20 protein-coding genes and 1 pseudogene are annotated in these 26,358 nt (G+C 62.6%); 6 read left to right on the forward strand and 15 right to left on the reverse strand.

Annotated elements, in window-relative coordinates:
• Positions 1 to 104 precede the first annotated feature (104 nt).
• Positions 105 to 254, reverse strand: coding sequence for a hypothetical protein (locus ACV229_RS29460; protein WP_448086599.1), 150 nt, complete (start codon positions 252 to 254; stop codon positions 105 to 107).
• Complete coding sequence (locus tag ACV229_RS29465) at positions 241 to 1,581, reverse strand: MFS transporter (protein WP_448086600.1); 1,341 nt, start codon at positions 1,579 to 1,581, stop codon at positions 241 to 243. Before ACV229_RS29465 ends, ACV229_RS29460 begins: the two co-directional genes overlap by 14 nt.
• A 1,010-nt stretch (positions 1,582 to 2,591) precedes the next feature.
• Here ACV229_RS29465 and ACV229_RS29470 point away from each other — a divergent pair.
• The 4 genes from ACV229_RS29470 to ACV229_RS29485 all read left to right on the forward strand — a co-directional run bounded on the left by ACV229_RS29470 (position 2,592) and on the right by ACV229_RS29485 (position 6,901).
• Complete coding sequence (locus tag ACV229_RS29470; RefSeq protein ID WP_448086601.1) at positions 2,592 to 3,707, forward strand: alkene reductase; 1,116 nt, start codon at positions 2,592 to 2,594, stop codon at positions 3,705 to 3,707.
• A 293-nt stretch (positions 3,708 to 4,000) separates the two neighbouring features.
• Positions 4,001 to 4,573: a hypothetical protein gene (locus ACV229_RS29475; protein ID WP_448086602.1), complete on the forward strand. Its 573-nt coding sequence runs from the start codon at positions 4,001 to 4,003 to the stop codon at positions 4,571 to 4,573.
• A 107-nt stretch (positions 4,574 to 4,680) separates the two neighbouring features.
• On the forward strand, positions 4,681 to 5,568 hold the full coding sequence (locus ACV229_RS29480; protein ID WP_448086603.1) for a LysR family transcriptional regulator: 888 nt from the start codon (positions 4,681 to 4,683) through the stop codon (positions 5,566 to 5,568).
• 136 nt (positions 5,569 to 5,704) lie between these two features.
• Positions 5,705 to 6,901 carry an MFS transporter gene (locus ACV229_RS29485; protein ID WP_448086604.1) on the forward strand — a complete coding sequence of 399 codons (1,197 nt, stop codon included), beginning with the start codon at positions 5,705 to 5,707 and terminating at the stop codon, positions 6,899 to 6,901.
• A 326-nt stretch (positions 6,902 to 7,227) separates the two neighbouring features.
• On the opposite strand, the gene ACV229_RS29490 is transcribed toward ACV229_RS29485, so the two are convergent.
• From ACV229_RS29490 to ACV229_RS29510, 5 genes are all read right to left on the reverse strand, one after another.
• Complete coding sequence (locus tag ACV229_RS29490) at positions 7,228 to 7,944, reverse strand: hypothetical protein (protein WP_448086605.1); 717 nt, start codon at positions 7,942 to 7,944, stop codon at positions 7,228 to 7,230.
• An 18-nt stretch (positions 7,945 to 7,962) separates the two neighbouring features.
• A complete protein-coding gene (locus ACV229_RS29495; RefSeq protein ID WP_448086606.1) occupies positions 7,963 to 8,373 on the reverse strand; it encodes an ExbD/TolR family protein in 411 nt (136 codons plus the stop codon).
• A 31-nt stretch (positions 8,374 to 8,404) separates the two neighbouring features.
• Entirely contained in the window at positions 8,405 to 9,016 is a 612-nt protein-coding gene (locus ACV229_RS29500; RefSeq protein WP_448086607.1) for a MotA/TolQ/ExbB proton channel family protein, read from the reverse strand.
• Positions 9,017 to 9,101: 85 nt separating this feature from the next.
• Entirely contained in the window at positions 9,102 to 10,178 is a 1,077-nt protein-coding gene (locus ACV229_RS29505; protein ID WP_448086608.1) for a YncE family protein, read from the reverse strand.
• Positions 10,179 to 10,199: 21 nt separating this feature from the next.
• The gene (locus tag ACV229_RS29510) at positions 10,200 to 13,013 is read right to left on the reverse strand and encodes a TonB-dependent receptor (protein WP_448086609.1); all 2,814 of its coding nucleotides are present in this window, start codon (positions 13,011 to 13,013) and stop codon (positions 10,200 to 10,202) included.
• A gap of 764 nt (positions 13,014 to 13,777) precedes the next feature.
• On the opposite strand from ACV229_RS29510, the pseudogene ACV229_RS29515 reads away from it, so the two are divergent.
• A pseudogene (locus ACV229_RS29515) lies at positions 13,778 to 15,355 on the forward strand (phospholipase C); the annotation flags it as partial.
• 462 nt (positions 15,356 to 15,817) lie between these two features.
• Here ACV229_RS29515 and ACV229_RS29520 read toward each other — a convergent pair.
• From ACV229_RS29520 to ACV229_RS29545, 6 genes are all read right to left on the reverse strand, one after another.
• Positions 15,818 to 16,093, reverse strand: coding sequence for a hypothetical protein (locus ACV229_RS29520; protein ID WP_448086610.1), 276 nt, complete (start codon positions 16,091 to 16,093; stop codon positions 15,818 to 15,820).
• A 35-nt stretch (positions 16,094 to 16,128) separates the two neighbouring features.
• A complete protein-coding gene (locus tag ACV229_RS29525) occupies positions 16,129 to 17,082 on the reverse strand; it encodes an electron transfer flavoprotein subunit alpha/FixB family protein (RefSeq protein ID WP_448086611.1) in 954 nt (317 codons plus the stop codon).
• Positions 17,083 to 17,098: 16 nt separating this feature from the next.
• A complete protein-coding gene (locus tag ACV229_RS29530) occupies positions 17,099 to 17,848 on the reverse strand; it encodes an electron transfer flavoprotein subunit beta/FixA family protein (RefSeq protein ID WP_448086612.1) in 750 nt (249 codons plus the stop codon).
• 143 nt (positions 17,849 to 17,991) lie between these two features.
• Complete coding sequence (locus ACV229_RS29535) at positions 17,992 to 19,146, reverse strand: acyl-CoA dehydrogenase family protein (RefSeq protein WP_448086648.1); 1,155 nt, start codon at positions 19,144 to 19,146, stop codon at positions 17,992 to 17,994.
• A gap of 244 nt (positions 19,147 to 19,390) precedes the next feature.
• On the reverse strand, positions 19,391 to 20,425 hold the full coding sequence (locus ACV229_RS29540; RefSeq protein WP_448086649.1) for a zinc-binding dehydrogenase: 1,035 nt from the start codon (positions 20,423 to 20,425) through the stop codon (positions 19,391 to 19,393).
• A 26-nt stretch (positions 20,426 to 20,451) separates the two neighbouring features.
• On the reverse strand, positions 20,452 to 22,473 hold the full coding sequence (locus ACV229_RS29545) for an oxidoreductase (RefSeq protein WP_448086613.1): 2,022 nt from the start codon (positions 22,471 to 22,473) through the stop codon (positions 20,452 to 20,454).
• 382 nt (positions 22,474 to 22,855) lie between these two features.
• Here ACV229_RS29545 and ACV229_RS29550 point away from each other — a divergent pair, with 382 nt between their 5' ends.
• Positions 22,856 to 23,377: a MarR family winged helix-turn-helix transcriptional regulator gene (locus tag ACV229_RS29550; protein ID WP_448086614.1), complete on the forward strand. Its 522-nt coding sequence runs from the start codon at positions 22,856 to 22,858 to the stop codon at positions 23,375 to 23,377.
• Between the two features lie 108 nt (positions 23,378 to 23,485).
• Here ACV229_RS29550 and ACV229_RS29555 read toward each other — a convergent pair whose 3' ends face one another.
• Both ACV229_RS29555 and ACV229_RS29560 read right to left on the reverse strand, forming a co-directional pair.
• Entirely contained in the window at positions 23,486 to 24,934 is a 1,449-nt protein-coding gene (locus ACV229_RS29555; RefSeq protein ID WP_448086615.1) for an FAD-binding oxidoreductase, read from the reverse strand.
• Positions 24,935 to 24,957: 23 nt separating this feature from the next.
• Positions 24,958 to 26,271, reverse strand: a complete 1,314-nt coding sequence (locus ACV229_RS29560) for an MFS transporter (protein WP_448086616.1) — start codon at positions 26,269 to 26,271, stop codon at positions 24,958 to 24,960.
• Positions 26,272 to 26,358: the final 87 nt, after the last annotated feature.

Below are 26,358 nucleotides of genomic sequence, written 5' to 3' on the forward strand. Positions count from 1 at the left end.
GCTTCGGTATGATTTGCCGAAGTAGACCCGCGATCGCATCGGTAGCGCATCGAATCCGTCGATTTCCGGAAAATGACGAAACGATTCGTTCTGCGACGTCGAGCTCACGCCAGAATCGATCGGCTCGCGACTGCGACTCCGGCGACGGCCCTCATCTGCGCGATGTCGTTGTGAAGATTTATGCCCACCTCATCGATATCGCCGATACGGTTATCCGGATGTCGATCAACGGCCGGATATTCAAAGCTCGGCATTCCTGGTCTCCGGGCCCATGAGCGCACCGAGACACGCGACAATTCCGCCTATCACCAGCAGCGCGACCGGCGCATATCGCAACGGCATCACGGATCCGAGCCAGTTCATGTAGAACGCATAGAAGGACGGAACAATGACCGACAGGCTATAGCCGACGCCGAAACCCGTTGCGCGGACACCCGTTGCAAAGCGTTCATTGATATAGGTGACGATGACCGCCCACGCAGAACTCACGACGATCGCGAGGCCGCATACGAGCAACGCGATGTGGATCAGACTGGCTCCCTTCGACTCGATCAGCGCATAGAGCAGAACGGCACCGACGCTAGCCGAAAGCGCACCGATCATGGACAGCATCGTCCGTCGGCCGATCCATTGCCCCAAAATGCCGGCACCGACATAGCCGAAACAGAGCACGGAATACGAGATCATCAGTGTGGTCGTCATCTCGAACGCCGTGAGGTGCAGCGTCTTCAGCAAGATCCCGGTGGGAAGAAACAGCCCGACCACGTTTTGCGTCAGCCAGAATCCGGTCATCATCAGGAGCACCTGAAGGAGATTGCGAAACTGCTGACCGCTGACCAGTCGGGTGGCGGAGGTTGCCTGCGGCTTTCGCGCGGACTTCCCGGCCCATACCTCGGATTCGGCAACCTTGCGGACGTAATACACGGCCAGCAACGCAGCCATTGCCGCGCCGACGATGAAGGGAATACGCCAACCCCACATCGCGTACGGCGAGTCGGGCCCGCCCAGCGGGAACAGCGCGAACATGACCATGGCCATGACGTTGATCGCGACGTATGCGGCCGGGAAGCCGGCGAGAATCAGGCCCCCGACGAGGCCGCGTTGCGCCTTCCTGGAGTACTCGATGGCAAGTGGCAACGCACCGGTATACCCGCCGCCGAGAAATATCCCGTCGACAAATCGCAACAGGACCAGAAGCCAGTACGACGCGATTCCGATCGATGCGTAGCCGGGAATCAGCGCGATCAGCAAGGTGGCCACGCCGAATCCCGTCACTGACAAGATCGACGCCGTGCGGCGACCGACGCGATCCGCTATTCGGCCGAACAGCAATGCGCCGAGCGGACGGCCGAGCAGCGTCGTAATGAAGACCAGCGATTCCAGTACTGCCTGATGGCCGCCAGACACATTCTTCGGCAGGAAATACGACTGTATCGGCGCGAGGATGATCACCGGCAGATAGATGTCGAACATGTCGATGAATTCGGAAAAGACCGCGCCCTTGATCGCACGCTTTCTCTTCTCGTCAATCGACTCATCCGTTGCCACTTGTCCGAAGCGGCTTGCGCGCACAGTTTCCATTCTCGTCTCCAATTTCACTTGTCTCGAACTCCTTCGCAGTTCCAAACCACCGGATTCCTGCACGACACATCGATACGCCGAGGGTCCGCGCGTCGATTCGTCAGGCAGTGGCTCAATCGAATCCACGATGCTCGATGGTCAACACCCTTGATCAGCGCATGCCAAGCCGTGGCGAGCGCCACGCAATCCGCGACGTGTATCGACGAGGTTCGATGGTTTTTGACAGACGGCGTCGTGCATGTGAGTCACGGGCACCTCGCGCGCCATCAGCAAGCAATAAAGCGATATCCGTGCCAAAGTCGCCGATCGGCTTGCAGCGTCCGTCGAAAACCGGTTTGGCCGGTTCGATAGGGAATGGCCGCAGCAGCCTCCAGCATCGGAAGCACGCTGTCATGACCGTAACGAGGACAGGCGGCGAATCACCTGTTTTTCGGGGCGACACGTCCATCTGGCGCATGGGGCGCAGCCGATGAAGGCTGTGATTTCACTGATGAGGCGGCAGATCGATCTTGCGGCAATCGACTGGACAATCCGCGCATTCGGATGACTTGCCGCGACGAATTGCCCGGGCCGGAGACACAGTGTCGTCGGCGCGAACACGGAACACTCGTGCCGACGGACAAGTCGACCCATGGTTTCCTCCATACCGTCGAGCTCCGGCGATCGAATGTCCCCGAATAGGAGGCAGCGTGTTACGCATGACGAGATTGCGGGCTCGTCTGCTTGCGAACGTACGCACCACCGCGACCGGCGGCGCCATTGTGATTATCAATGGATAAATTAAAGGTGCCGCATCGCTACGTTTTGCGCGTCGTCCGTTGGCAACACGCGTGGGCCGAGTGGCAGGACTGGCATTGCACAAACTGCAAAGGAGGATGGCACAGGGTTCGTATTCTGCCGCGCCGCCGCGTCGGCTACTGTCACTCCTGTCGCACATGCGTGGCGTTTGGAGAACAGAGCCACCGCGTGCAGTCGATCGATCCCATACGATTCGCCCCAGGAGCACGGAAATGACAAGCCTTTTTCAGCCCATCAAAATTGGTCACCTTGATCTCGAACACCGCGTCGCCATGGCGCCGCTGACGCGCTCGCGCGCCGCACAGCCGGGCAACGTCCCGTCGGCGATGAACGTCGAATACTATCGCCAGCGCGCAAGCGCCGCCCTCATCGTCACGGAGGCGACGCAGATTTCCCAGCAGGGTCAAGGCTATGCATGGACGCCGGGAATTCACAGCGAAGAGCAGATTCAAGGCTGGCGCGCCGTGAGCGAAGCCGTGCACAAGGAAGGCGGTCACATCTTCCTTCAGCTCTGGCACGTGGGCCGCGTTTCGCACCCGGTGTTTCAGCCGGGCGGCGCCCTGCCCGTGGCGCCCAGTGCGCTTCCCGTCCCGGGCAAGACATTTATCGTCGACGATGCCGGCAACGGTGTTTGGGGCGAAATCCCCGTGCCGCAGGCACTCAGCATCGACGGCATTCGCGAGATCGTCGCCGACTACCGGCAGGCCGCAAAAAATGCGATGGCGGCGGGCATGGACGGCGTGGAGATCCATGCGGGCAATGGATACCTGCTCGATCAGTTCATCAACAGCAGCAGCAACCAGCGCACGGATGCGTATGGCGGCAGCATCGAGAATCGCGCGCGGCTGCTTCTCGAGGTTGTCGCGGCGATCGCCGACGAAGTCGGCGCAGAAAACGTGGCTGTGCGACTGACGCCGATGGGGCGCTTCATGGGCATGAACGACGAAACGCCCGAGGCAACGTTCGGCTACATCGTGCGCAATCTGAACCGCTTCGGCCTTGCGTACCTGCACCTCGTGGAGCCCGCCATGGTCGGTACGGTCAAGGATGAACAGCATGACCCACGGTGGGACGCAATCATCAAGCAACTGCGCGGTGAATTCGACGGGGTACTGATGCTCGCCGGTGGTTACGATCGCGAGACCGCGGAACGGGCACTGTCCAGCGGCCGCGCAGACATCATCGCGTTCGGCCGGCCGTTCATCTCGAATCCTGACCTGCCTGCTCGCCTGAAGCATGGGCATGCTCTGAGCGACGGCGTCCCCGCCAGTTACTTCGGCGGTGGTGCAGAAGGTTATACCGACTACCCTGCTCACCCAGCGGACTAACCAGTGATATCCGGACGGTCCTGTACGCGTGGCGTTCGCGCCATGTGTACAGGATGTTTCGACGCTGCCGATGCCGCCCACGCCTGATGCTGCAGTCGAATCCCGGGTCAGGCGGATCGATTGCAGTCTGTTCCGACTGGTTGATCTCGAGATGATGGTTTGAACATACCACTGTGGCCCAAAGCAGTAAGCGATTTTGGCGCAAATGCTTATTACTGCCCCCCTATACTGCGCAATCGATCTGGAGCAGTCGGTCGCTGCCAACTGCTCACTTCCGACATTTCAATCGTTGCATGCCCTCCAATCCGATGCGTTCCGTCCCAATGCAATCCCTACTCGCCGACGCGGAGCGGCTGATTCGCACACGTGGATACCAGGCGTTTCATCTGTCCGATCTCGGGTCGAGCGCATCGCTTGCGGAATTCCGGACCAAGGAGGCGCTTTGCACCACGCTGATCAGGCAGCACATCGCGCACATCAAGACCGAGTTATATGACATCAAGCTCGAGTATCGCGATGCGGAGAGCCGACTGATCGCGTACGCGTGTCTGTTTTCGGAAGGATTCGAGAAAGGGCTCGCGCCGCTGTCGAGCGTGTTGGCTGCGGCTCGCTCTTCGGTGCCCAATGCGTTGCGCAAAGAGATCGTAAAATTGTTCCGCATGCAGCTGAACTGGATTCAGGAAGTCATCCGGGAGCACGGCGAGTCGCGCGGACAAACGACGCCCCTTCCCCCCGAGCACGCAGCGCGTCTGCTCTTGAGCACGCTCGAAGGCGATGCGGTAATCGAATGTGCGCTGAGTGCCGACGAACCATCGGCGGCCAGCTTCTCGCAGGTACTCGTGACACTCGGGATCAAAGGGCACTGAATCGACACCGGCGTGACGCATGGATCCGCCGAACATGGGCTCGGCCGGCCGGGTGATCCGTCGCCGCATGCGCTGCGCAATTTCGTTGCACATCATCCGAAACGCACATGAGTCACCTTACACATCTGCGGACGTTTCTCGACGCCTATCGCCTGAAATCCTTCTCCAAGGCCGCGGAGCAGCTGGGCATTACCCAGCCGGCGGCTTCGATGCATATTCAGGCGCTCGAGGCACTCGTTGGAAAGCCGCTCTTCATCCGGCGTGCCCGCGGCGTACTCCCGACAGAAGCCGCCGACGAGCTTGCGAGATCCGTCGCACCGTATCTCGACGGACTCGAAATGAAGCTTGCGTCGTATCGATCCGGCGCGATGCCTGGCGGGACGATCCATGTCGTCGGTCCGTCCGATTTCATCTGCTCGCATGTGGCCGCCGCGCTTGCTCCGCTCATGGAACAAGGGTTTCTGATCCGGTTTCATATCGGCAACCGCGACCGCATCTACCAGTTGCTCAACGATGGCACGGCGGATCTCGCGATTACCGCGTCGATGCCGGATTCCACCTCGCACGGTTTTGCGCGGCTTCTGACCGAACGCTTTCTGCTCGTCCTTGCGCCCGAGCTCGCAAGACAGGTCGGACGAAATCCGACCGCCGCCACGCTCTCCACGCTGCCAATCATTGCCTACGATGAGGATCTGGCGCTGATACGCCTCGTCTGGACCTCGATGTTCCAGATGGCGCCGACGATACAGGCATCGTTGACGATTCCCGACTTGCGGATCATCGAACGCCTCGTGGCCGGCGGATACGGCTGGACAGCACTGCCGGACTATCTGTGCGCCGGGTCACTGGAGTCGGGGCGGCTGGTTTCGCTGACCGCGCCCGAGAACGCCCCCACCAACAATCTCTATCTTGTCTGGAACAAGAGGGCCATGCGGACGCCCCGTATCGTCCATGCGCGGGACTACTTGCTGAACGCGTTCAACGCACCGCAGTGACGACCGCTATCGAGCCATAAATCACGTTATCCCAGAGACCAAAAAGCGTGATTTCATTGATGGCTGGCGCATCTCTACACTAGGGTAATCCCGAGTATCAGTCGGCTTCCCATTTACCCTATTCGCAGATCCAGCCATGCCATTCGTCATTTACATCTTTGCACTGAGCGCGTTTGCGCTCGGACTGGCCGAATTCGTCCCGATCGGGCTGACGGACGTGATGGCCAGAACGCTCGGCGTCGATATCGCGCAAACCGGTACGGCCATCACGGCATACGCGCTTGGCGCCACTTTCTCGGCGCCCATTCTCAGCGCGCTGACCGCGACATGGTCCCGCAAGCGCACGATGCTCGCGACGACCCTCGTCTTTGCCGCGGGAAGCTTCCTCGCTGCCGCCGCAACGAACCTGTCCATGCTGCTCGCCGCCCGCTTCGTCGCCGGCATCGGACATGGGCTCTTCCTTGCCGTCGCGTCGAGCACGGCTGCGCGACTTGCCGGTTCGAAGAAAGCGGGCAGCGCCGTTGCCGTCGTTTTCGGCGGCTTTACGCTCGCCATGGCGATCGGCGTTCCGGTCAGCACCTATCTGGGCGCGGCGATGTCGTGGCGCCCCGTACTCGCGGCAATCGGCGCGTTCGGCGCAATCGGCTTCGTTGGCCTGCTGCTCGGCATGCGCGATCCCATGCGCAGTGAACAGGACACGGGACCGTCGGCGCTGACGGCGCTGAAGACGCTGTTCCACGGCAAGCTCCTGATGGGTGCGCTCGTCACCGTGTTCGGCTATGCGGGATCGTTCACCGCCTACACGTACATTGCACCGATGCTGACTCAGGTCACCGGGCTCAGCACGCATACCGTCAGCATCTTCATGATGATTTACGGCGTGCTCGCTGCAGTCGGCAACATCATGGGCGGCAAGATGACCGATCGTCTCGGCGCGAATCGCGCCAGCACGCTGCTGATCGCCGGCATCGCCATCGCCGCGCTCGGCATGTGGGCGCTGGCGTCGTCGCCGGTCAGCATGGCTGTCCTCGTCGCATTGCTCGGTCTGTTCACGTTCGCGTCGGTGCCGGCGTTGCAAGCCCGCCTGATCGGCGTTGCCGAAACGCATGCCCCGAATGCCCATGGCGTCGCGGCTGGCCTGAACATCGCGGGGTTCAATTCGGGCATCGCGCTCGGCTCGTTGCTCGGCGGCCTGACGATCGATCATGTCGGCATCGCATCGACCGGCGCGACCGGCGCAGTCGTATCAGTCATCGGCCTCGCGCTGTTGCTCATGCAAATTGCTCAGGGAACCGGAGCAAACTATCGGCAGGCACCGGGCGCCGGGCATTGATCGCCATCCTGTGGCGGGCTTCGCGCGAATTGTCGTGTTGTCGAGTCATGGCCTGGCCTGCACCATGACCGTCAAGCGGCTCGTCTCTTTTCCGAAGCCTGCTTTCCCCGGGCCGTCGCGCTTCGCTCCACGCTTTCCTTCGCCATGCGAACGGCGGAGTCGACGCTTGCAGTACCACCGCAGAACGCGGTCGATCACCGCTGACAACATGTCGCCGAATACCTCGGCTCCCGGCAGGGTTGTCAGCCGCGCGACCGATGCCGCACACGTTCGGCGCGTTAGCGTGTTCACGTGCGCGGCGTCGCGGGGTTGCCGCACCCAGGTCGTCAGTCGGCTTCGGCAAAATCAAACGATTGTTCGACGACGACGGTACCGTTGGCCGTGCACTGGTAGCGCGCCATCGCCCGGCGGACAGATCCGTCGAAAACGCCCGGCGGCGTCGAATCGACGATGTCGACGTGAATGACCTTGCCCCCCGCGATCGTCGCGCGAGCCGTCACCGAGCCGCTGATGCCCTCGGCCAATGCGCGGGCCGGCATGTCGGGCTTGACCTGGACCGGGCAGACGATCGCTATGTCGGTCGACTGCGCTGGCGCCGTGGCCGCGGCCTTTGCCGAAGTCGCGCCTGCGGCCGGGGCTGAAGGCGCCTGGGTATGCGAAGGCGCAGCCTGGGTGGCCAATGGAACGGCAGGCGCCTGCGGCGCGGGTGACGGCAGCGGCTGAACGGGTACGGCCGGGGCAGCCGGCCGCGGCACCGGCTTGCGCACCGGCACCTCCGACTCCCGCTTCACGATCTTCCTGACGACAGGCGGCGGAGGTGGCGGCGATGGCGGCACGACCTCCACGAACCGCATCTGCATCACACGCTTTGCATGCGTGGTGACAGGCGCTGGTGCATGCGACGAGAGCGCAGCGGCGATCAGCGCGGCCTCAATCAGCGCCGCGGCACACAGTGCGACGAGCATCGCGCTGCGTCTGCCCGACCCTTCTGCTACGCGCGGCCACTCAGCGCCCCGCAGCTTGTCGGGAATGCTCATGTTCATGACAGTCAACTCGCTTGGCTAGTTCGTATCGGTCGCCAGTGCGACCGAACTGATTCCCGCGGTGCGAACCAGGTCCATCGTCTTGACGATTCTTTCGTAATCGACGCCCTTGTCACCCTCAATGGTCACGTCGACCTGCTTGGCGGCCTGCATCCCCTTGAGGCGCGCCACCAATTGGTCGGCGGAAACGCCGTCGCGGTCGAGATGAAGTTCGCCATCCTTCTCGACGCCGACTGTCACGCTGACCGTCTCGATGCGTGCCGCCGTCGACGAATGCGGCAGCTCGAGCTTGAGACCGGTGCCCTGGATCATCTTGAGCATGACGAGCATGAAGAAGACCAGCAGGAACATCATGATGTCGATCATCGGGATGATCTCGATGCGCGGCTTTTCTTCTGACCCGAAGTAGTGCGAGCGATGGTTTCTCACGGCGTTCTCCTGTCGTTCGGTTGGTGTCCGTTCATGCCGCGAGCCGCGACACCAGCATCGACTTGATCAGGTCCATCTGGAGGATCACCATGCGCACCCGCTTGTTCAGGTAGTTCAGCGCGACAACGCCCACCAGCGCAATAGCCAACCCGCATGCGGTCGCAATCAGTGCGTGTGCGATCCCGCCCGACACGGCCATCGGATCGCTGGTTCCGGACGAGCCCAGGATGTCGAATGCGCCGATCATCCCGACAATCGTGCCGAGCAGGCCGAGCAGCGGTCCGAGCGTTACCGCGGTATCGAGCACCCACAGGTTGCGGTCGAGCTTGCGCATCTGGAACATGATGCTTTCCTCGACCTCGCGCTCGAAGTGCTCGATCGGCTGACCCTGCAGCGCAAGCGCCGATTTCATCAGCTCGCTCTGCACGGCCCCGTCGTACTGCACGATCAGTTTCTTCACTTCGTCGGGCTTCGCGCGATCGACGCGCTTGAGGTCATACTCGAGGTGGCGGCCATTGCGTACCGACGTGGAAAAGAACATCAGGCGTTCGATGATGATGGTCAGCGACGCCAGGAAAATCAGCGCCATCAGCGGCAGCAGGCCACACGACTGGACGGAAAGATCGACGAGATTGCGAAACATGTGATTACCTTGGTTCGTTGCGAATGCTACCGGGATGCCGCCGGCCGGCACGAACACCGCCCGGCGGCCGGGATGTTCCGGTCCGTCAGTGGCCGGCTTTTGCTGCGCCGCGTTCCGCGACCAGCACGTTGAAGGTATCCGGCACGATGTCCGGATGCGGGTTGGCCGAAGTGGCGGGCGCCGAAAACTGCGCCGACACGAGGTAGACGCGATGGGTGCGATCGTCGAGCGCCATCGTCTTCGCGCCGGTCTGGGTCCGGACGTTCTGTACCACTTCGAAGTGGTCGCGATCACGCTCGTGCACGACCGTCAGCGTGCCGTCGCCACCGTTCGAGCTGAAAGCCGTCTTCAGCTCGGGATCGAACGCGGCAAAATCCGGATGACCGCCGATCGGCAACGCGGCGACCTTGCGGCCGGTGCTTGCGTCGACGACGGCCATCTTCCCGTTCGCGCACGTCGTGAACAGCCGGTCCGTGTCGGCGTCGATCGCCAGACCCGACGGGCCGTCGCAATCGGCGAGCGCCCAATGGTTGAGTACCTTGTTCGCCCTGCCGTCCATCTCGACGATCTCGTTCGTGTCTTCAGCCGCGACAAACACGTGCCCGGAGCGGTCGGCCGCCAGCGACTCCGGCTTGCCGCCCACCGACATCGTTGCGATGACCTTGCGCGTACCCACATCGATCGCGCTGACACTCTTGTCATGACCGTTGCTGACGAAGAGACGGCCGAGATCGCGCACATACAGAATGCCGTCCGGGTCCGGACCGCCGGCCTTGATCGTATCGACGGTCTGCAGCGAGTCGAGATCGACCACGGTGATGGTGTCGGCCCGGCCGTTCGTGATGAAGCCGAGCTTGCTCGACTCGACGAACGCGAAACCGTGGACACCAGGCGTGTTCGCGATATCACCGACCTGCTTGCCCGATTCGGTATCGAGTACCTGAACATGCGTATCGCGGCTGACGAACAGGTGATGGCGAGCGGCGTCGTAGCCGACGTAGTCCCACCGCTCGGCGCCAGCGAGCGGAAAGCGCTTCGCGATCGCAAAGTGCGCGTCGTCCGGAGCCGGCGCTGCGTCGGCGGTGCCCGCAACCGACAGCGACGCGGCACACGCCACGGTGCCCATGGCGAGCAGGAAAGATGCAAGGGTTTTGTGTTTCATGGGGATCGCACTCCGTGCGGGTCATTCGTTGATGGTGAGGCCGACCATGACGGTCGGGCCGTAGAATTCGCGCTGGATCGGCCGGTTCGGCGAGCCTTCGTAGAACTTCAGCGGCGTGTTCAGGATGTTCTTCACGTTGACGTACAGGCCGACGTTCTTCGCGATCTGGTAGCTGCCACCGAAATCGAGCGAGAAACGCGCGTCGGTATAGACGTCGGTCGCGGCGGAGCCGCCGACGGACCAGAGGCTCGCGCCCACATACGATGCCGCGAGGCGCATGTTCAGCGGACCGCGTTCGTAGAACACGCTTGCGTTGAACGTGTTACGCGGCGCCGATGGCAGCATGTGGTCCTCGCCGGGCCGGATGTCGAGATGAGAGTTGACCCAGGTCCAGTTCAGGCCGGCGCCGAGACCGCCGAACACGCCGGGCAGCTGGCTGAAATGCTGTTCATAGTTGACCGTGACCCCACGCGCGCGCGCCGAGGACACGTTGTCGAAGGTCTGCAGCGTGATCTGGCCCGGGTAGGTCAGGTATGGCGAACTGTCGACGAACTGCGTCCGGCTCACGACGTAGTCACGCATCGACTTGTCGAATGCACCGATCGAGAAGATCCCGCCGTGCGGCAGATATTGCTCGAGTTGGAGGTCGAAGTTTTGCGACTTGGTCGGCTTCAGGTTCGGGTTGCCGGTCGTTACAGTGCCCGTTCCAGGATCGGCCGTAACAGACGCGCTGGTTTGCGTGAACCCCGGCCGCGCCAGCGTGCTCGAATAGATCGCACGGCCCACCAGCGACGGCGTGAAGTCGTAACGCAGCTGCACCGACGGGAACAGGTTGAAGTAGTTGTGCGATGTCTCGTTGGGCGTGACATCGCTACCGTTGACGACGTTGCCGCGGAAGGTATCCTGCGTGAACTCACCGCGCAGGCCCGCGAGCACACTGAAACGTCCCCAGCCGAACTGATACTGGCCGTACAGGCTGTAGATGTTTTCGTTGATCGACGACGCCGCGGCAGCGTCACCAAGCGGATTGGACGACACGAGACCCGCGGCCGACGCCGAGTTGAACACGTTGCGCATCGTGCCATCGCTGATCGCCGGGCCGATGTTGTATTGGCCGTTGTAGAACACGATCGGGTCGCCGAACACCGCCTGCGACAGCGGTATGCCCGTTGCCGGCGCATACGAATAACTGTGCGTTTCGCTCGAGAACGCCATGCGGCGCAACCCCGCCCCGACCTTGATCTGCTCGTCGTCGATGTTCGTGAAGTGGGTCGGCATCGTGAAGTTGACGTTACCCGACCATTCGTCGGTCTTCACGTACTGCGTCTGGTTGTTGATGCTGCTCAGCGTGTAGCCCGACGGGTCCGCCGGATTCGGGCCGGACAGTATTGTCTGCGTCGGGAAGTCGTTGCCGGGAAAGTACCTCACGGTGCCGGGACTGCCGTTCGCAAACGTCGACTGATAGTCGTACGGCTTGTCGTAGGTACCGCGGGTGAAGGCAGCGTGATAGTCGAGCGTGTTGGCGCCCAGCTTGTTGACGCCGCCCAGCATGAAGAGCTGAGTACGCAGCGTCTCCTTCTCGTCGCGCAGCCCCCGCGTGTAGCCCGGGTTGGCAAGGCTGTCGGTGATCGTGCCGTCGGGATTCAGCACAGGATTGGTCGCGGCGTAGTTGGTCGCGAGATCCTGACGGTTCACGGTTTCGGTATAGCCGAAGTTGTAGTACCGGAAGTACCACCGGTTGTCGGCATTCGGCTGGAAGCCGAGCTCTCCGCCAAACCCGATCCGTTTGCGGTGATAGTTGTAATAGCGCTCGTCGACGTTCGCATACGCGTTGTGCAGCGCGCCGGGCAGTTCGGCGTAGCTCGGTTCGACGTCGTCGATGCCGCGGTGGTCCTGGTTGTACGCGAAGGTGCCGATGAACGTGAACGGTGCATCCGAGTACGACGTGATGCCGGACCCGAGGCCCACGATGCCCGCAGCACCGAAGCGCGCGCCGGCGGACAGCTCGGCATTCTCGATCGACGTGCCGCGCAGCGTCTCGACGCCGGAGCCGATTTTTGCGTTCAGGAACGGTTTGCCGGAGGGCGGGAGCGTGCGCGGCAAGATGTCGATCGTGCCGCCGAGCGCATCCGCATCCTGCTCGGGCTTGTTCGTATCGGTCACGACGATCTGGCCGATCATGCCGGATGGAATCGTGTCGAGCGCCACGGCGCGACCGCCGCCCTGTGCCGATGCGGGGTTGGTCGGCGGCAAATGGACGCCGTCGAACGTCGTGCTGTTCAAATTCGTGTCGAGACCGCGAATGTTCACATAGCGGCCCTCGCCGGTATCGGATTCCAGCGAGACGCCAGGTGCGCGTGCGACGGCCTCGGCCGCATTGACGTCGGGCATCTTGCGGATATCGTCGGCCGTCAACACGGTGATCATGTTGGCTGCGTTCTGCTGGGTCGCGCGCGCGACGACATTCGCGCTGCGCTGCGCGGTGACGGTGACGTGGTCGAGCGAGGCAACCGCCGGACCGACGCTGATATCGTCTCGCGTGGTGTCATCCGCTCGAACCACGACAGTCCGTTCGACGGTCTTCGCATGCCCGGCTGTGATGACCAGCGTATAGCGTCCGGCAACCAGCTTCGGGAAATGGAATTCCCCGTCGGCCGTGGTCGTGACGACCGACCCGGTCTCGCGGATCTGTACGCGAGCGCCGGCGACCGGCTGTTTGTTCGCACCCGACAGCACATGACCTTGCACCGCCCCGGTATCGGCCGCATGCGCAATCGTGATGACCGCACTGCTTGCTACCCCCAGCAACACCCCTGACATATGCCTGCGCGGCATGTTGATTCTCCAATAGTCGTTGCACATTTCCCGACCGAAACAGGGCGCCCGCGAACGAGCAAGCGTTCAGGACAGGCGATCGCGAGCGCTGCCCATACCCTTATGGTCAGGAATGCTATTTGTCTCCTTTGGACTCCTTCGAGGACTGAACGCGAATCGAGGCTGGTGGAATCGACGTAGCCTTCGTCCGCGCCATTTATGCGTATTCGAAGAAGCGCAGACTTTACGAACCTGAAATGACATCTCTGTGTCGTTTCATTTTCCGTCTCAATGCTTTTTATCAGTGCCCGAGAATGTTGCAAGCCGACAACACGCCGATATCCCTTAAGCTTCCCTTAATCATCTGTTTTTCTATTGAATATTTATGCAGATCTGGCGAATGTTTTCCAGCGCTTTTGAATTTACGGGGCGAATGGCGGAAGAATGTCCAATGCAATTTTTGCAAGCACGATTGCAAAAACTGCATGACGTACGTATCCCGGTGATGTCAGAGCGCATGCAGTGATTGAGTCAGGTGTGCGCAGGCAAAATGAAGGCGTGAAGTCCCGGCCCTGTCACATTTGAGTGTTGCAATTCGCCCGCCGAATAATGCGTTAATTATTCCCACGTAATTCAATGCAAGAAAGATTTTCGATATTGCAATTAGAAACGTAAAAGAAATGAAATTTATCCATATGCATCAGAAAACACTGATAACGCTCTCTGTAGCTGCACTCGCAATTGCAGCGACTATGCCGATATCAACCAATCGTGCTTTCGCCCGGACATCGACCGATGCCATCCGGACGGCGACGCCGATCAAGCACCTCGTCGTCATCTACGGCGAGAACGTGTCGTTCGACCACTACTTCGGCACCTATCCGAACGCGACCAATCCGTCGGGCGAACCTGCGTTCACCGCGGCGGTCGGCACGCCGAGCGTCAACGGCCTGACCGGCACGCTGTTGACCGCGAACCCGAACGCCACGAACACCGCGAACGGCACCGACGCCGCGAGCCCGTTCCGCCTCGACCGCACGCAGGCCGCGACCGCCGACCAGAACCACGCGTACACGGCCGAGCAGCAGGCCGAGGACAACGGTCTCGCCGACCTGTTCCCGAAATACACGGGCAAGGGCTCGTCCGGCGGCGCCGGCGCATTCGGCACGAAGGGCCAGGTGATGGGCTACTTCGACGGCAACACCGTGACCGCGTTGTGGAACTACGCGCAGCGCTTCGCGATGAGCGACAACATGTACACGACGTCGTACGGTCCGTCGACGCCGGGCGCGCTGAACGTGATCTCCGGTCAGACCAACGGGATGCAGATCGTCAAGACGTCGAAGCAGCCGTCGACGCTCGCCGCGTCGTCGTACTACATCAATGACGGCCAGGGCGGCTTCACGATGATCAACGACGTCGACCCGGGCTATGACGTGTGCTCGAGCACGACCGACCAGGCGATGATGGCCGGCAAGAACATCGGCGACCTGCTGAATGGCGCGAACATCACGTGGGGCGGGTTCATGGGCGGCTTCAACCTGTCGACCGTGAACGGCAACGGCACGACGGGCTGCCGCCGAAGCACGGTCGCGAGCGCCGTAAGCGAAGCGACCAAAGACTACAAGCCGCACCACAACTGGTTCCAGTACTACGCATCGACCGCGAACCCGCAGCACACGCGGCCGAGCTCGGTCGCCGCGATCGGCTCGAGCCTCGAAACCGACGGCAAGACGGCCGAACCGGCGAACCACCAGTACGACTCCGACGATTTCTTCACTGCCGTGAGGGCCGGCAACTTCCCGGCGGTCAGCTTCCTGAAGGCACCAGCGGCGCAGGATGGGCACGCAGGCTACTCCGATCCGCTCGACGAGCAGGCGTTCGTGACGAAGGTCGTCAACTTCCTGCAGCAGCAGCCCGATTGGCAGAACACCGCCGTGATCGTCACCTATGACGACTCGGACGGTTGGTACGATCACGTCTATGCGAAACCGACGCACGCGTCGTTCGACGCCGCCGACCAGTTGAACGGCAACGGCAAGTGCGGCACCGGCAAGGCCGCCGCAGGCATGAAAGGCCAGCCTGTCAACGGCCGCTGCGGCCCCGGTGTGCGCATTCCGCTTGTCGTGATCTCGCCGTACGCGAAGCAGAACTACGTCGACCACACGCTGGTCGACCAGGCCTCGGTGGTCCGCTTTATCGAGGACAACTGGCTCGGCGGCCAGCGCATCGGCGGCGGCTCGTTCGATGCAACGGCCGGCGACCTGAGCGGGCTGTTCGACTTCGCGTCGAAGCCGAACACGACACCGCTGTACCTCGACCCGACGCTCGGCACCGCGCTCAGCTCGGCGCCGGCGAACTGATCGCCGGCAATCTGCTGGCCGGCCGGCGCACGATGCGCCGGCTTTCCCGCTTTCCCGCTTTCCCGCTTTCCCGCTTTCCCGCTTTCCCGCTTTCCCGCTTTCATGCTTTCCCGCTTTCATGCTTTCCCGCTTTCATGCATCGTGCGTCGCTGTACACGATTTCGTGGTCCCTGCACGATGACAGGGCACGCGTCGTTTTCCTTCCCGTCCTCACGTAACATGCCCCCCGCCGCGCAGCCGAGTTCACGTCGTCCGACGTCTCGCCATCGCGATCGGTGTTCCGGTCAGCACCTATCTGGGCGCGGCGATGTCATGGCGCCCGTACTCGCGGCAATCGACGCCTTCGGCTCCGTTGCACGTGAACAAACTATCGGCAGGCGCCGGGCATTGATCGTCTTCCTGCGGCGGGCTTCGAGCGGATTGTGATGTTGCCTCGTCATGGCCTGGCTTGCACCATGACCGTCAAGCGGCTCGCCTCTTTTCCGATGCCTGCTTTCCCTGGCACGTCACGCGTCGCTCTACGTTCTCCTTCGCCATGCGAATGGCGCAGTCGAAGCTTCGATGGGTCGCGACGTGCCGGTTGTCGACGCTGACGAGCCAATTCTGTCCGGCAAGACACCAGCGAATGCGATGCTCCTCGAGCAGCGGCGAAAACCATCTCCAGATGGCTGCATCTTCGACGTTGGCGGCATGTGCCGCCTCCACCCTTGCTTTCTGCAAGTCATCGAGAAGATTCATGGTTCTCCCCCGCAGTCGACATCGTGGCGAGGAACTCAGCCACGTGGCAAGGCTGCATCCAGTTCCGGCACGAGCGTGAACAGATCGCCGACGAGACCGTAATCGGCCACGCTGAAGATCGGGGCCTCTTCGTCCTTGTTGATCGCGACGATCACCTTCGAATCCTTCATGCCGGCCAGATGCTGGATCGCGCCCGAGATGCCGACCGCGATGTACAGCTGCGGCGCGACGATCTTGCCGGTCTGGCCCACTTGATAGTCGTTCGGCACGTAGCCCGCGTCGACTGCCGCGCGCGATGCGCCGAGTGCAGCCTGAAGCTTGTCTGCCAGCGGCTCCAGCACCTTCGTGTAGTTCTCGCCGCTGCCGAGGCCACGGCCGCCCGACACGATGATGCTCGCCGACGTCAGTTCCGGACGGTCCAGCTTCGTCACTTCACGGCTCACGAATTGCGAGACTCCGGCGTCGGCTGCCGCTTCGATCTTCTCGACCGCTGCGCTGCCGCCTTCCGCTGCAACCGGGTCAAAGCCCGTCGAACGCACCGTGATCACCTTGATCGGATCTGAAGATTGCACCGTCGCGATTGCGTTGCCCGCATAGATCGGGCGCTCGAACGTGTCGGCCGAATCGACCGCCGTGATGTCGGAGATCTGCGCAACGTCCAGCTTCGCGGCGATACGCGGCGCGATGTTCTTGCCATAGGCAGTTGCCGGCGCCAGGATGTGCGAATAGTCCTTCGCGATGTTCAGCGTGGTTGCCTCGACGTTTTCCGCGAGGCCTGCGGCCAGTTGCGGTGCGTCGGCCAGCAGGACCTTGCTGACGCCTGCAATCTTCGCCGCCGCATCCGCAGCCGCCTGCGCATTGTGACCCGCGACCAGCACGTGAATGTCGCCGCCAACGGATTGGGCAACCTCGTGCGCAGCACCCACCGTGTTCAACGTCGCTGCCTTGATCGACGCGTTGTCGTGTTCGGCAATAACCAGAATCGTCATTTCTTTCCGCTCCCTCTTACAGCACCTTGGCTTCGGTCTTCAGCTTCTCGACCAGCGTCTTCACGTCCGGCACCTTCACGCCGGCTGCGCGCTTCGGCGGCTCCGCCACCTTCAGCGTCTTCAGACGCGGCGTCACGTCCACGCCAAGCTCTTCCGGCTTCACGCTCTCGAGCGGCTTCTTCTTCGCCTTCATGATGTTCGGCAGCGTCACGTAGCGCGGCTCGTTCAGGCGCAGGTCGGTCGTCACGACTGCCGGCAGCGTCAGCGACAGCGTTTCCGCACCGCCGTCGACTTCACGCGCGACCGTCGCCTTGCCGTCGGCTACAACGACCTTCGACGCGAACGTCGCCTGCGGCAGATTAGCCAGCGCAGCCAGCATCTGGCCGGTCTGGTTCGAATCGTCGTCGATCGCCTGCTTGCCGAGGATCACCAGTTGCGGTTGCTCCTTGTCGACCAGCGCCTTCAGCACCTTCGCGACGGCCAGCGGCTCGACACTGTCGTTCGACTCGACGAGGATCGCGCGGTCCGCACCGATCGCCAGCGCCGTACGCAGCGTTTCCTGCGCCTGCGCAACACCGACCGACACTGCGACCACTTCGGTCGCCACGCCCGCTTCCTTCAGGCGCACCGCTTCTTCAACGGCGATTTCATCGAACGGGTTCATCGACATCTTCACGTTCGCAATGTCGACGCCCGTGTTGTCCGACTTCACGCGGACCTTCACGTTGTAATCGACCACACGCTTTACCGGTACCAATATCTTCATGAAACTCCCCAATCGTATGAATATCCCACTGCACGCGTATCGCCCGGCGATCGTCAGACCTGCCTTCGACGAACCAGCCCTTCATCCCCCGGCAACCGGCGGCACGCGATGTATTTGGCATTTGCAACGCCGACCGCCATGCCCTATCGCATGGCATCGCGCATCATGTTGCGCGCAATGACGATCTGCTGAATCTGCGTGGTGCCTTCGTATATCCGGAACAGTCGAACGTCACGATAGAATCGCTCGACCGCGTATTCGGACACATAGCCCGCGCCGCCATGGATCTGAACGGCACGATCCGCGACACGTCCGCACATTTCCGACGCAAACATCTTGCAGCAGGACGCCTCCGTCGATACGTCTTCCTTGTTGTCGCGGCGGCGGGCCGCGTCGAGCACCATCGAGCGTGCCGCATAGATTTCCGCGCGACTGTCGGCGAGCATTGCCTGGATCAACTGGAATTCGGCAATGGGCTTGCCGAACTGCCGGCGCTCCATCGCATAGCGCAGCGCATCGCTCAACATCCGCTCGGCTGCGCCGACGCAGATCGCGGCAATATGCAGACGCCCCTTGTCGAGCACCTTCATCGCCGTCTTGAATCCTTCGCCCTCCTTGCCACCGATCAGGTTGGCTGCAGGTACCCGGCAGTTTTCGAATATCACGTCGCAGGTGTGTGCGCCTCGCTGCCCCATCTTCTTGTCGATCTTTCCCAGCGACAATCCGGGCGTGTTTTTTTCGACGATGAACGCGGAAATTCCGCCCGTGCCCGTGACCTTCGGATTTGTGCGGGCCATCACCGTATAGATGCCGGCCTCGGGCGCGTTCGTAATGAAGCGCTTGGTGCCGTTGATGACGTAGTCGTCACCATCACGGACCGCCGTCGTCCGCAACGAGCCCGCGTCCGAGCCCGCTTCGGGCTCGGTGAGAGCGAATGACGCAATCAGTTCACCCGATGCCAGTCTGGGCAAATAGAATCGCTTCTGCTCGTCGGTGCCGTCGACGATCAGGCCTTGCGAACCGATGCCGTTGTTGGTTCCGATGATCGACCGGAACGCGGGCGAGGTTCGCGCAATTTCGAATGCGACGAGCACCTCTTCTTCCATCGTCAGACCGAGTCCGCCGTATTCTTCCGGGATCGTCAGGCCGAACAATCCGAGCTCGCGCATTTCGCCGACGATCTCGGCGGGAATCTCGTCGGTTTCGGCAACTTCGTCTTCGGCCGGCACCAGTCGCTCGCGCACAAAGCGCGAAATCGAATCGAGAAGAAGGGAGAGTGTTTCCTGGTCGCGAATCATCGTATACCTGCTCAGCCATGGTGCGGCGAGCTTTCCCCGCTCACTGCACCGGTTCGTCATCGTCGCCCGGTAGCGACGCATACCTTTCCGACACGCGCTTCGAATCGAAGGCCCGTGTCGTATCCCCGTGCGATGCGACGCGTCGCGCATTTCGATGCGCCGCACGCAATCGCAGCCCCTGCGTGAGGCGAACGGGAAGGCGTCGTCCGGGTTCAGCGCCCGGCGTCGACCTTCCGCGGATGCGTTACTCGGCGATCGTGATGGCGATCTTGCCGAACTGCTCGCCCGAAGCCAATCGATCGAGCGCTGCATGAACGTCGTCCAGCGCATACCGCGAGTCGATGACCGGGCGCAGTGCCTTGCGCGCCGCCCATTCCAGCAGGATCCGGTACTCGTCGAAACTTCCGAGCGACGAACCGAATATCTGCAATTGCTTCGCGAAGATGCGGCGCAAATCGGCAGGCGGCTGATCGCCGGACGTTGCGCCGCACGTCACGATGCGCCCGCCGCGCGTCAGCGACTTCAGCGCACTTGACCAGACTGCCTGCCCGACATTCTCGATCACGACATCGACACCGCGACCGCCGGTGATCGCCATCACTTCCTTGACGACATCCTGGGTACCGATGTTGATCGCATGATCCGCCCCCAGCTCGACTGCCCGCTCGAGTTTGCCGTCGTCGCGGGATGCGACGACGGCGCGCCCGCCCGCCAGCTTGACCCACTGCAATGCAGCAAGGGATACGCCGCCGCCGATGCCGAAGATCAAGACCGTTTCCCAAGGCTCGATCCGTGCCTTTGTGAAGAGCATGCGCCACGCTGTCAAATGATTGACGCCGAGCGCTGCCGCTTCCGCGAAATCGAGTGACTCGGGCATCGGAAATACGTTGGCCGACGGCAGGGAAATGTATTCGGCCAAGGTCCCGTCCCGATGCTCGCCGACGTACCGGATCGACGTGCACAGCGCCGAGTCGCCGCGCCGGCAGAACTCGCAGCGCCCGCACGCGATACCGGGATGCACGACGACGCGTTGCCCGCGCGACAACACCGGATCCGAGCTGTCCGTTTCCTCGACGGTGCCAGCGCCGTCCAGCCCCAGGATCTGCGGCAATTGATGCGTGATGCCGGCGCCGCTGTCGCGCATGTAGAGATCGACGCGATTGAGCGTCGCGGCCCGAAGGCGCACGAGCACCTCGCCCGGCGCGCGAACCGGCATCGGCCGGTCGCCGACCTCGACCACTTCGTTGCCGCCATGTCCCGTTATGAATGCAGCCTTCACGATGTCCCCTCGTCCAGTCCGTTGAATCAAAGGGCCACGGCGAGCCGGGTTGCCTGGTCGATCGCGCGCAATGCGTCGAGTTCGCTTGCGACATCCGCGCCGCCGATCAGCTTCGGCGACAACCCTCGAGCCCGGAGTTCGTCGTAGAGGCTGCGATTGGAATTCTGGCCTGCACACAAGACCACGTGATCCACGGGAAGCACGTGCGGCTTGCCATCAACGGTATAGTGCAGTCCCTCGTCGTCGATCGCGTCGTACGTGGCGCCCGAGATCATCGCGACATTGGCCTTGCGCAGCCTGGCCTTCAATATCCACCCCGTCGATTTCCCCAGCCGCTTGCCGAGTGGCTCGGCCTTGCGCTGGAACATGTGGATGCTGCGGTGGGCCGGGGCATGGGCGGCAGCCGGAACGAGCCCCCCAGCGGCGGCGTTGGCGGGATCGACGCCCCACGCACGGAAGAATGCCGCCCTGTCGAGCGATTCCTCCGGATCGCCGAGCAGGAATTCCGCGACGTCGAACCCGATACCGCCCGCACCGATGATGGCGACGCGCTGGCCAACCCGGACCGCCCCGGTGAGCACGTCGAAGTACGACACTGCCTTCGGATGATCGACGCCGGCAATGTCCGGTACGCGTGGCGTCACGCCCGTCGCCAGGACGATCTCGTCAAATTCGCCGTTGGCGAGTTCGTCCGCCGTTGCCGCCTCGCCCAGCCGCAGCGTCACGCCGAGTCGGTCGAGGCGGACGCGAAAATAGCGCAACATCTCGTGAAACTCCGCCTTGCCGGGGACGACCTTGGCCATATTGAGCTGGCCGCCCAGCCGCGACTCGGCCTCGAACAACGTGACGCGATGCCCGCGTTCGGCTGCGTTGATGGAAAAGGCCATGCCGGCCGGGCCGCCGCCAACGACGGCAATCCGCCTGGACGTCTGCGCCGGTCCTGCAGGGAATTCCACTTCACGCCCGGCACGTGGGTTGACCAGACAGGTTGCCGTGCGCTCCGTAAAGATGCGATCCAGGCAAGCCTGGTTGCAGCCGATGCAGGTATTGATCTCGTCGACGATGCCGACACGCGTTTTCTTCGCAAAGTCGGGATCGGCCAGCAGCGGGCGCGCCATCGACACCAGGTCCGCCACGCCCGTCGCGATTAGTTCCTCGGCAACTTCCGGCATGTTGATCCGGTTGGATGCCATCACCGGAATCGAAATCGCCTGTTTGACGTTCCGAATTGCGTCGCGCCACGCCGCACGCGGCACCGAGGCCGCGATCGTCGGCACCGAGGACTCATGCCAGCCCACGCCCGTATTGATCAGGTCGGCGCCGGCCGCTTCGATTTGCGTCGCGAATGCCGCGATTTCGGAACCCGTCATCCCGCCGTCGACCAGATCGATCGCGGAAATCCGATAGATCAGCATCGGCGCATTGCCGAGCCGCTGGCGAACCGCACGCACCACTTCGAGCGGGAAGCGGATTCGGCCGTCGAAATCGCCGCCGAATTCGTCGCTACGCTGATTCGTCACGGCAGCCGTGAACTCGTTAATCAGATAGCCTTCCGAACCCATGATCTCGACACCGTCGTAGCCGGCTTCGACCGCCAATTCCGCAGTACGGACGAAATCCGAGATCGTCTTCCAGACCTCTTCGGTGCTCAACGCATGCGGGGGAAACGCGTTGATCCTTGCCTTGCCCGGCGATGGCGCGACGCAGTTCAGCACCTTCGCATACCGGCCGGCATGGAGGATCTGCAGAACGATTTTTCCGCCGGCCGCGTGAACGGCGCGCGTCACCACGCGATGCTCGTCGATCTGTTCGGGGCGATCGAACAACGGCCCGCCCTCCTCCATGACACCCTCGGGGTTCGGCGAAAAGCCTCCGCTCAGTATCAGCCCGATCTCGCCGGCCGCGCGTGCGCCGTAGAACGCGGCAAGCCGCTCATGAGGCCGATCCAGCGTTTCCAGCCGAGTGTGCATCGCGCCCATCACCATCCGGTTGGGCAGCACAACCGATCCGACTGTAAGCGGGGTCAGAAGCTTGTCGAAGGTCGCCATGGAGTGTCTCGTCATGTTGTAGTGCGGTTGATGCACACTCTAGGACAGGTTTCAAATTACGTCAATATCATGATATATATTTTGGCGCGTAGTGATGGAAGTGTTTTCATCTAGTACACTTTTCATTCATATGCAGCGAGATCGCATCACGAAGCTGTCATATGTGCGCCGTTCGGGCGAGGAAGTGTGCAAGTGTGCACGACGCGGGCGGCCAGCATGGCGTTCCTGCCTTTGCTGTCGACGCGTGCCCCGTATCGCGCCGCCTTCGGCGGCATCGTTCGGCAGGGGCGCCAGCGGCTGGACATGCCTGACAGGCAGCCGACGCCTTAGAATGGCGGCATCAACGCGTTGCGCCGCATCAGCGCGAATTTCAGATCAGCCCATGACAAATATCGACCCGTCGTACGATCAATCCGTCTCGTCCATCCACAACCGCCTGTTCTTCCGGCTGTTCCAGGCGGGCAATACGCTGGACAGGCAGACGATCAAGGCGCTCGGCATCACGACCGTGCAATGGTCGGTTCTGGGCGCACTGTCGCGCCCCCACGTGGCCGAGGGAATGTCGTTCTCCGAGCTCGCCGACTATCTCGTGGTCAGCCGCCAGAGTCTCGACGGGGTCTTGAAGCGGCTGGAGCGCGAGGAGCATGTCATCCGCGTTGCCGACACCATCGACAGGCGCGCGAAGAAAGTGGTGCTGACGACCAACGGGCGAGCGTTCTGGGACAGCCTGCAGCCGAAGATTTACGAGTTCTATCGACAGGCGCTGGCGAGTTTTCGCTTCGATGACAAGGTGTCGCTGGTTCACTTCCTGAATCAACTGAACAAGGGAATGGATGACGTGAACCTGGGCGAATCCGAGCCGATCGGCGAAGCAAGCGATTCCGCAGTGCCGGCACACGAATGAGCCAAGCGTTGCGGGCCGGGCACCGGATCCGCCCACGCCTGGCGGCGCGTCAGCCGCGCCATTTGCCCGATGCTGCGCCGGTTGCACGGGCTGGGGCACGCCGGCCGATCAGTCGCGGGCCGCAACCACCTTGCCGGGATTGAGGATGTCGAGCGGATCAAGCGCGCGCTTGACGGACCGCATCACAGCCACGGCAGCCTCGCCGTGCTCCTCGACAAGGTAACCGATCTTGTGCAGGCCCACGCCGTGCTCGCCGGTGGAGGTGCCGCCACGGCGCAACGAGCGCCGAACCATCCGTTGACTGAATGCCTCTGCGGCTTCCACCTCGCCACGATCGTTCGGATCGAACAACACGAGACAATGGAAATTGCCATCGCCCACATGACCAAACACCGGCGCCAGCAGGCAGTGCTCAGCGATGTCGGCCACAGTCTCTTCGATACAGTCGGCCAGTTCAGAGATCGGCACGCAGGCATCGGTAGACAGGCAGCGGGCGCCCGGCCGTAGCTGCAGCACGGCGAAATACGCGTGGTGACGAGGTGTCCACAGGCGCGAACGGTCCTCCTGGCGCGTGGCCCACTGGAACTCGCCGCCGCCGCATTCTGCCGCGATCTGCCGAACCCACTCCGCCTGCTCGTCGACGTGCATCGGGCTACCGCCGAACTCCAGGCACAGCGTCGGCTGTTCGGCCATCGACAATCGGCTGTGTGCATTGATGGCGCGGATAGTCTGGACATCGAGCAGTTCCGCGCGCGCCAGCGCAACGCCAGCCTGCACTGCCTGGATCACGCAGTCGACGGCAGCGCGCACCGTCGGGAAATTGACCACGGCCGCGGCGGTAACTTCCGGGCGCGGATGCAGGCGGACCGTGACCTCAGTAATCAGCCCCAGTGTGCCCTCCGAGCCGCAGTAGAGCTGGGTCAGGTTGTAGCCGGCCGATGACTTGCGTGCCTCAGACGCCGTGCGAATGATTTCGCCCCCCGCCGTGACGACAGTCAGACGGCGCACGTTATCCCGCATGGTGCCGTAGCGTACAGTGTTGGTGCCGGAGGCGGCAGTCGCTGCCATGCCGCCGATGGTGGCATCCGCGCCCGGATCAACGGAGAAGAAGAAGCCGCTGTCGGCCAGTGCGGCATTGAGCTGGCTGCGGGTAACGCCGGCATGCACGGTCGCGGTCATGTCTTCGGGCCGGATCGCCAGTACCGTATTCATTCGCGTGAAGTCGATGCAGACGCCGCCCTGGACCGCCAGCAGATGGCCTTCTACGGAAGAGCCCGCGCCGAACGCGATCACCGGCACCCGCTCGCACGCACACGCCCGCACAACGAACGCGACCTCGTCGGTATTGGTGACGAAGACCACGGCGTCGGGCGGTGCCGGGGGGTAGGCGGATTCATCGCTGCCATGCTGTATCAGCACTGCGGCGCTGCGTGAAAAGCGATCGCCGAATTTCTGCTCCAGGGTAGCAAGCAGCGCGGGCGATGGTGGCCGGCGGCACGGCGCTACGTCAGGAGCGGCGACGGCGGCGGACGGGGGAGCTTCGAGAGTGGATGCCATGATGTCTTGTATGGGGAAGGAGTTCATTGAAGCGGTGCGCGCACGGGGCGCACCAGCAGCACCAGCGCGGCACCTGCCATCAGACATGTGGCCAGCATGTACAGGCCGGCATTGGTACTGTGGGTGGCATCGTGGATCAGGCCAACCAGGAAGGGGGCACTGAAGCCGGAAAGGTTGCCGAATGAATTGATCAACGCGATGCCTGCTGCGGCGCCAGTGCCCCCGAGCAGCATGGTCGGCAGGGCCCAGAAGACCGGCAGCGTGGCCATGATGCCCATGGTCGCCAGCGTCAGGCCCGCCATCGCGAGCCACGGATTGCCGTGCATCGCTACGCTGAACACGAGTCCGGCAGCGCCGGTCAGCGCGGCCAGCGCCGCGTGCCAGCGTTGCTCCAGATGGCGGTCCGCGCTTGCCGCGACCAGGTACATCGCCAGCACGCCGAACGCCCACGGCACTGCACTGAGCAGGCCTATCTGCAGCGGGTCTGCCACACCCATCCCGCGGATGATGCTGGGCAGCCAGAAGCTCACGCCATACACGCCAGAAACAAACGCGAAGTAAACCAGCGCTAGCGCCCAGACGTGGCCGTTGACCAGCGCGGAGCCAACGCCGGTTTCGGCCTTGTCCCCCTGCTCCGCGAACATGTTGTGGGCGATCAGGTCGCGCTCGCGAGAGGCCAGCCAAGTTGCGGTGGCGGGTCGGTCGTCCAGGTACTTCAGAACCAGCAGCCCCATCAGCACGGTGGGCAACCCCTGCAGCAGGAACATCCACTGCCACCCGGCCATGCCGCCGGTGCCGCCCATGTATTTCAGGATCCAGCCCGACAGCGGGCCGCCGATGATGCCCGATACCGGGATCGCCGCGATGAACATCGAGGTCACGCGGCTGCGACGTTGCGCAGGGAACCAGTAGGTCAGGTACAGGATGATGCCGGGAAAGAAGCCCGCTTCGGCGGCGCCCAGCAGGAAGCGCAGTAGGTAGAAGGAGGCAGGAGACTTCACCAGCATCATCGCCGCCGACAGCAGGCCCCAGGTGATCATGATGCGCGCGATCCAGCGGCGTGCGCCGAAGCGATGCAGGATCAGATTGCTCGGCACCTCGCACAGGAAATAGCCGACGAAGAAGATGCCGGCACCAAGCCCGTACACGGTTTCGCTCAGGTGCAGGCCGGACTGCATCTGCAGCTTGGCGAAGCCGACATTGACGCGGTCCAGGTAGGCGACGATGTAGCAGAGGAACAGCAGGGGCAGGAGCCGCCAGGCAACTTTCCGATAGACCTGGTCACTTTCTGCTTCGAACTGGCCGGCCAGGTCCGGCGCGGCGGTTTGGATGGTCATGCTTGTCTCCGTATCTGTTCTTTCTTGTGGTAAGTCGCGATGGGTGCGCACGGGCTTGCCCCACTGCTGACTCGAGACCATCGTCTC

It is taken from the genome of Burkholderia sp. MR1-5-21 (assembly GCF_053427715.1).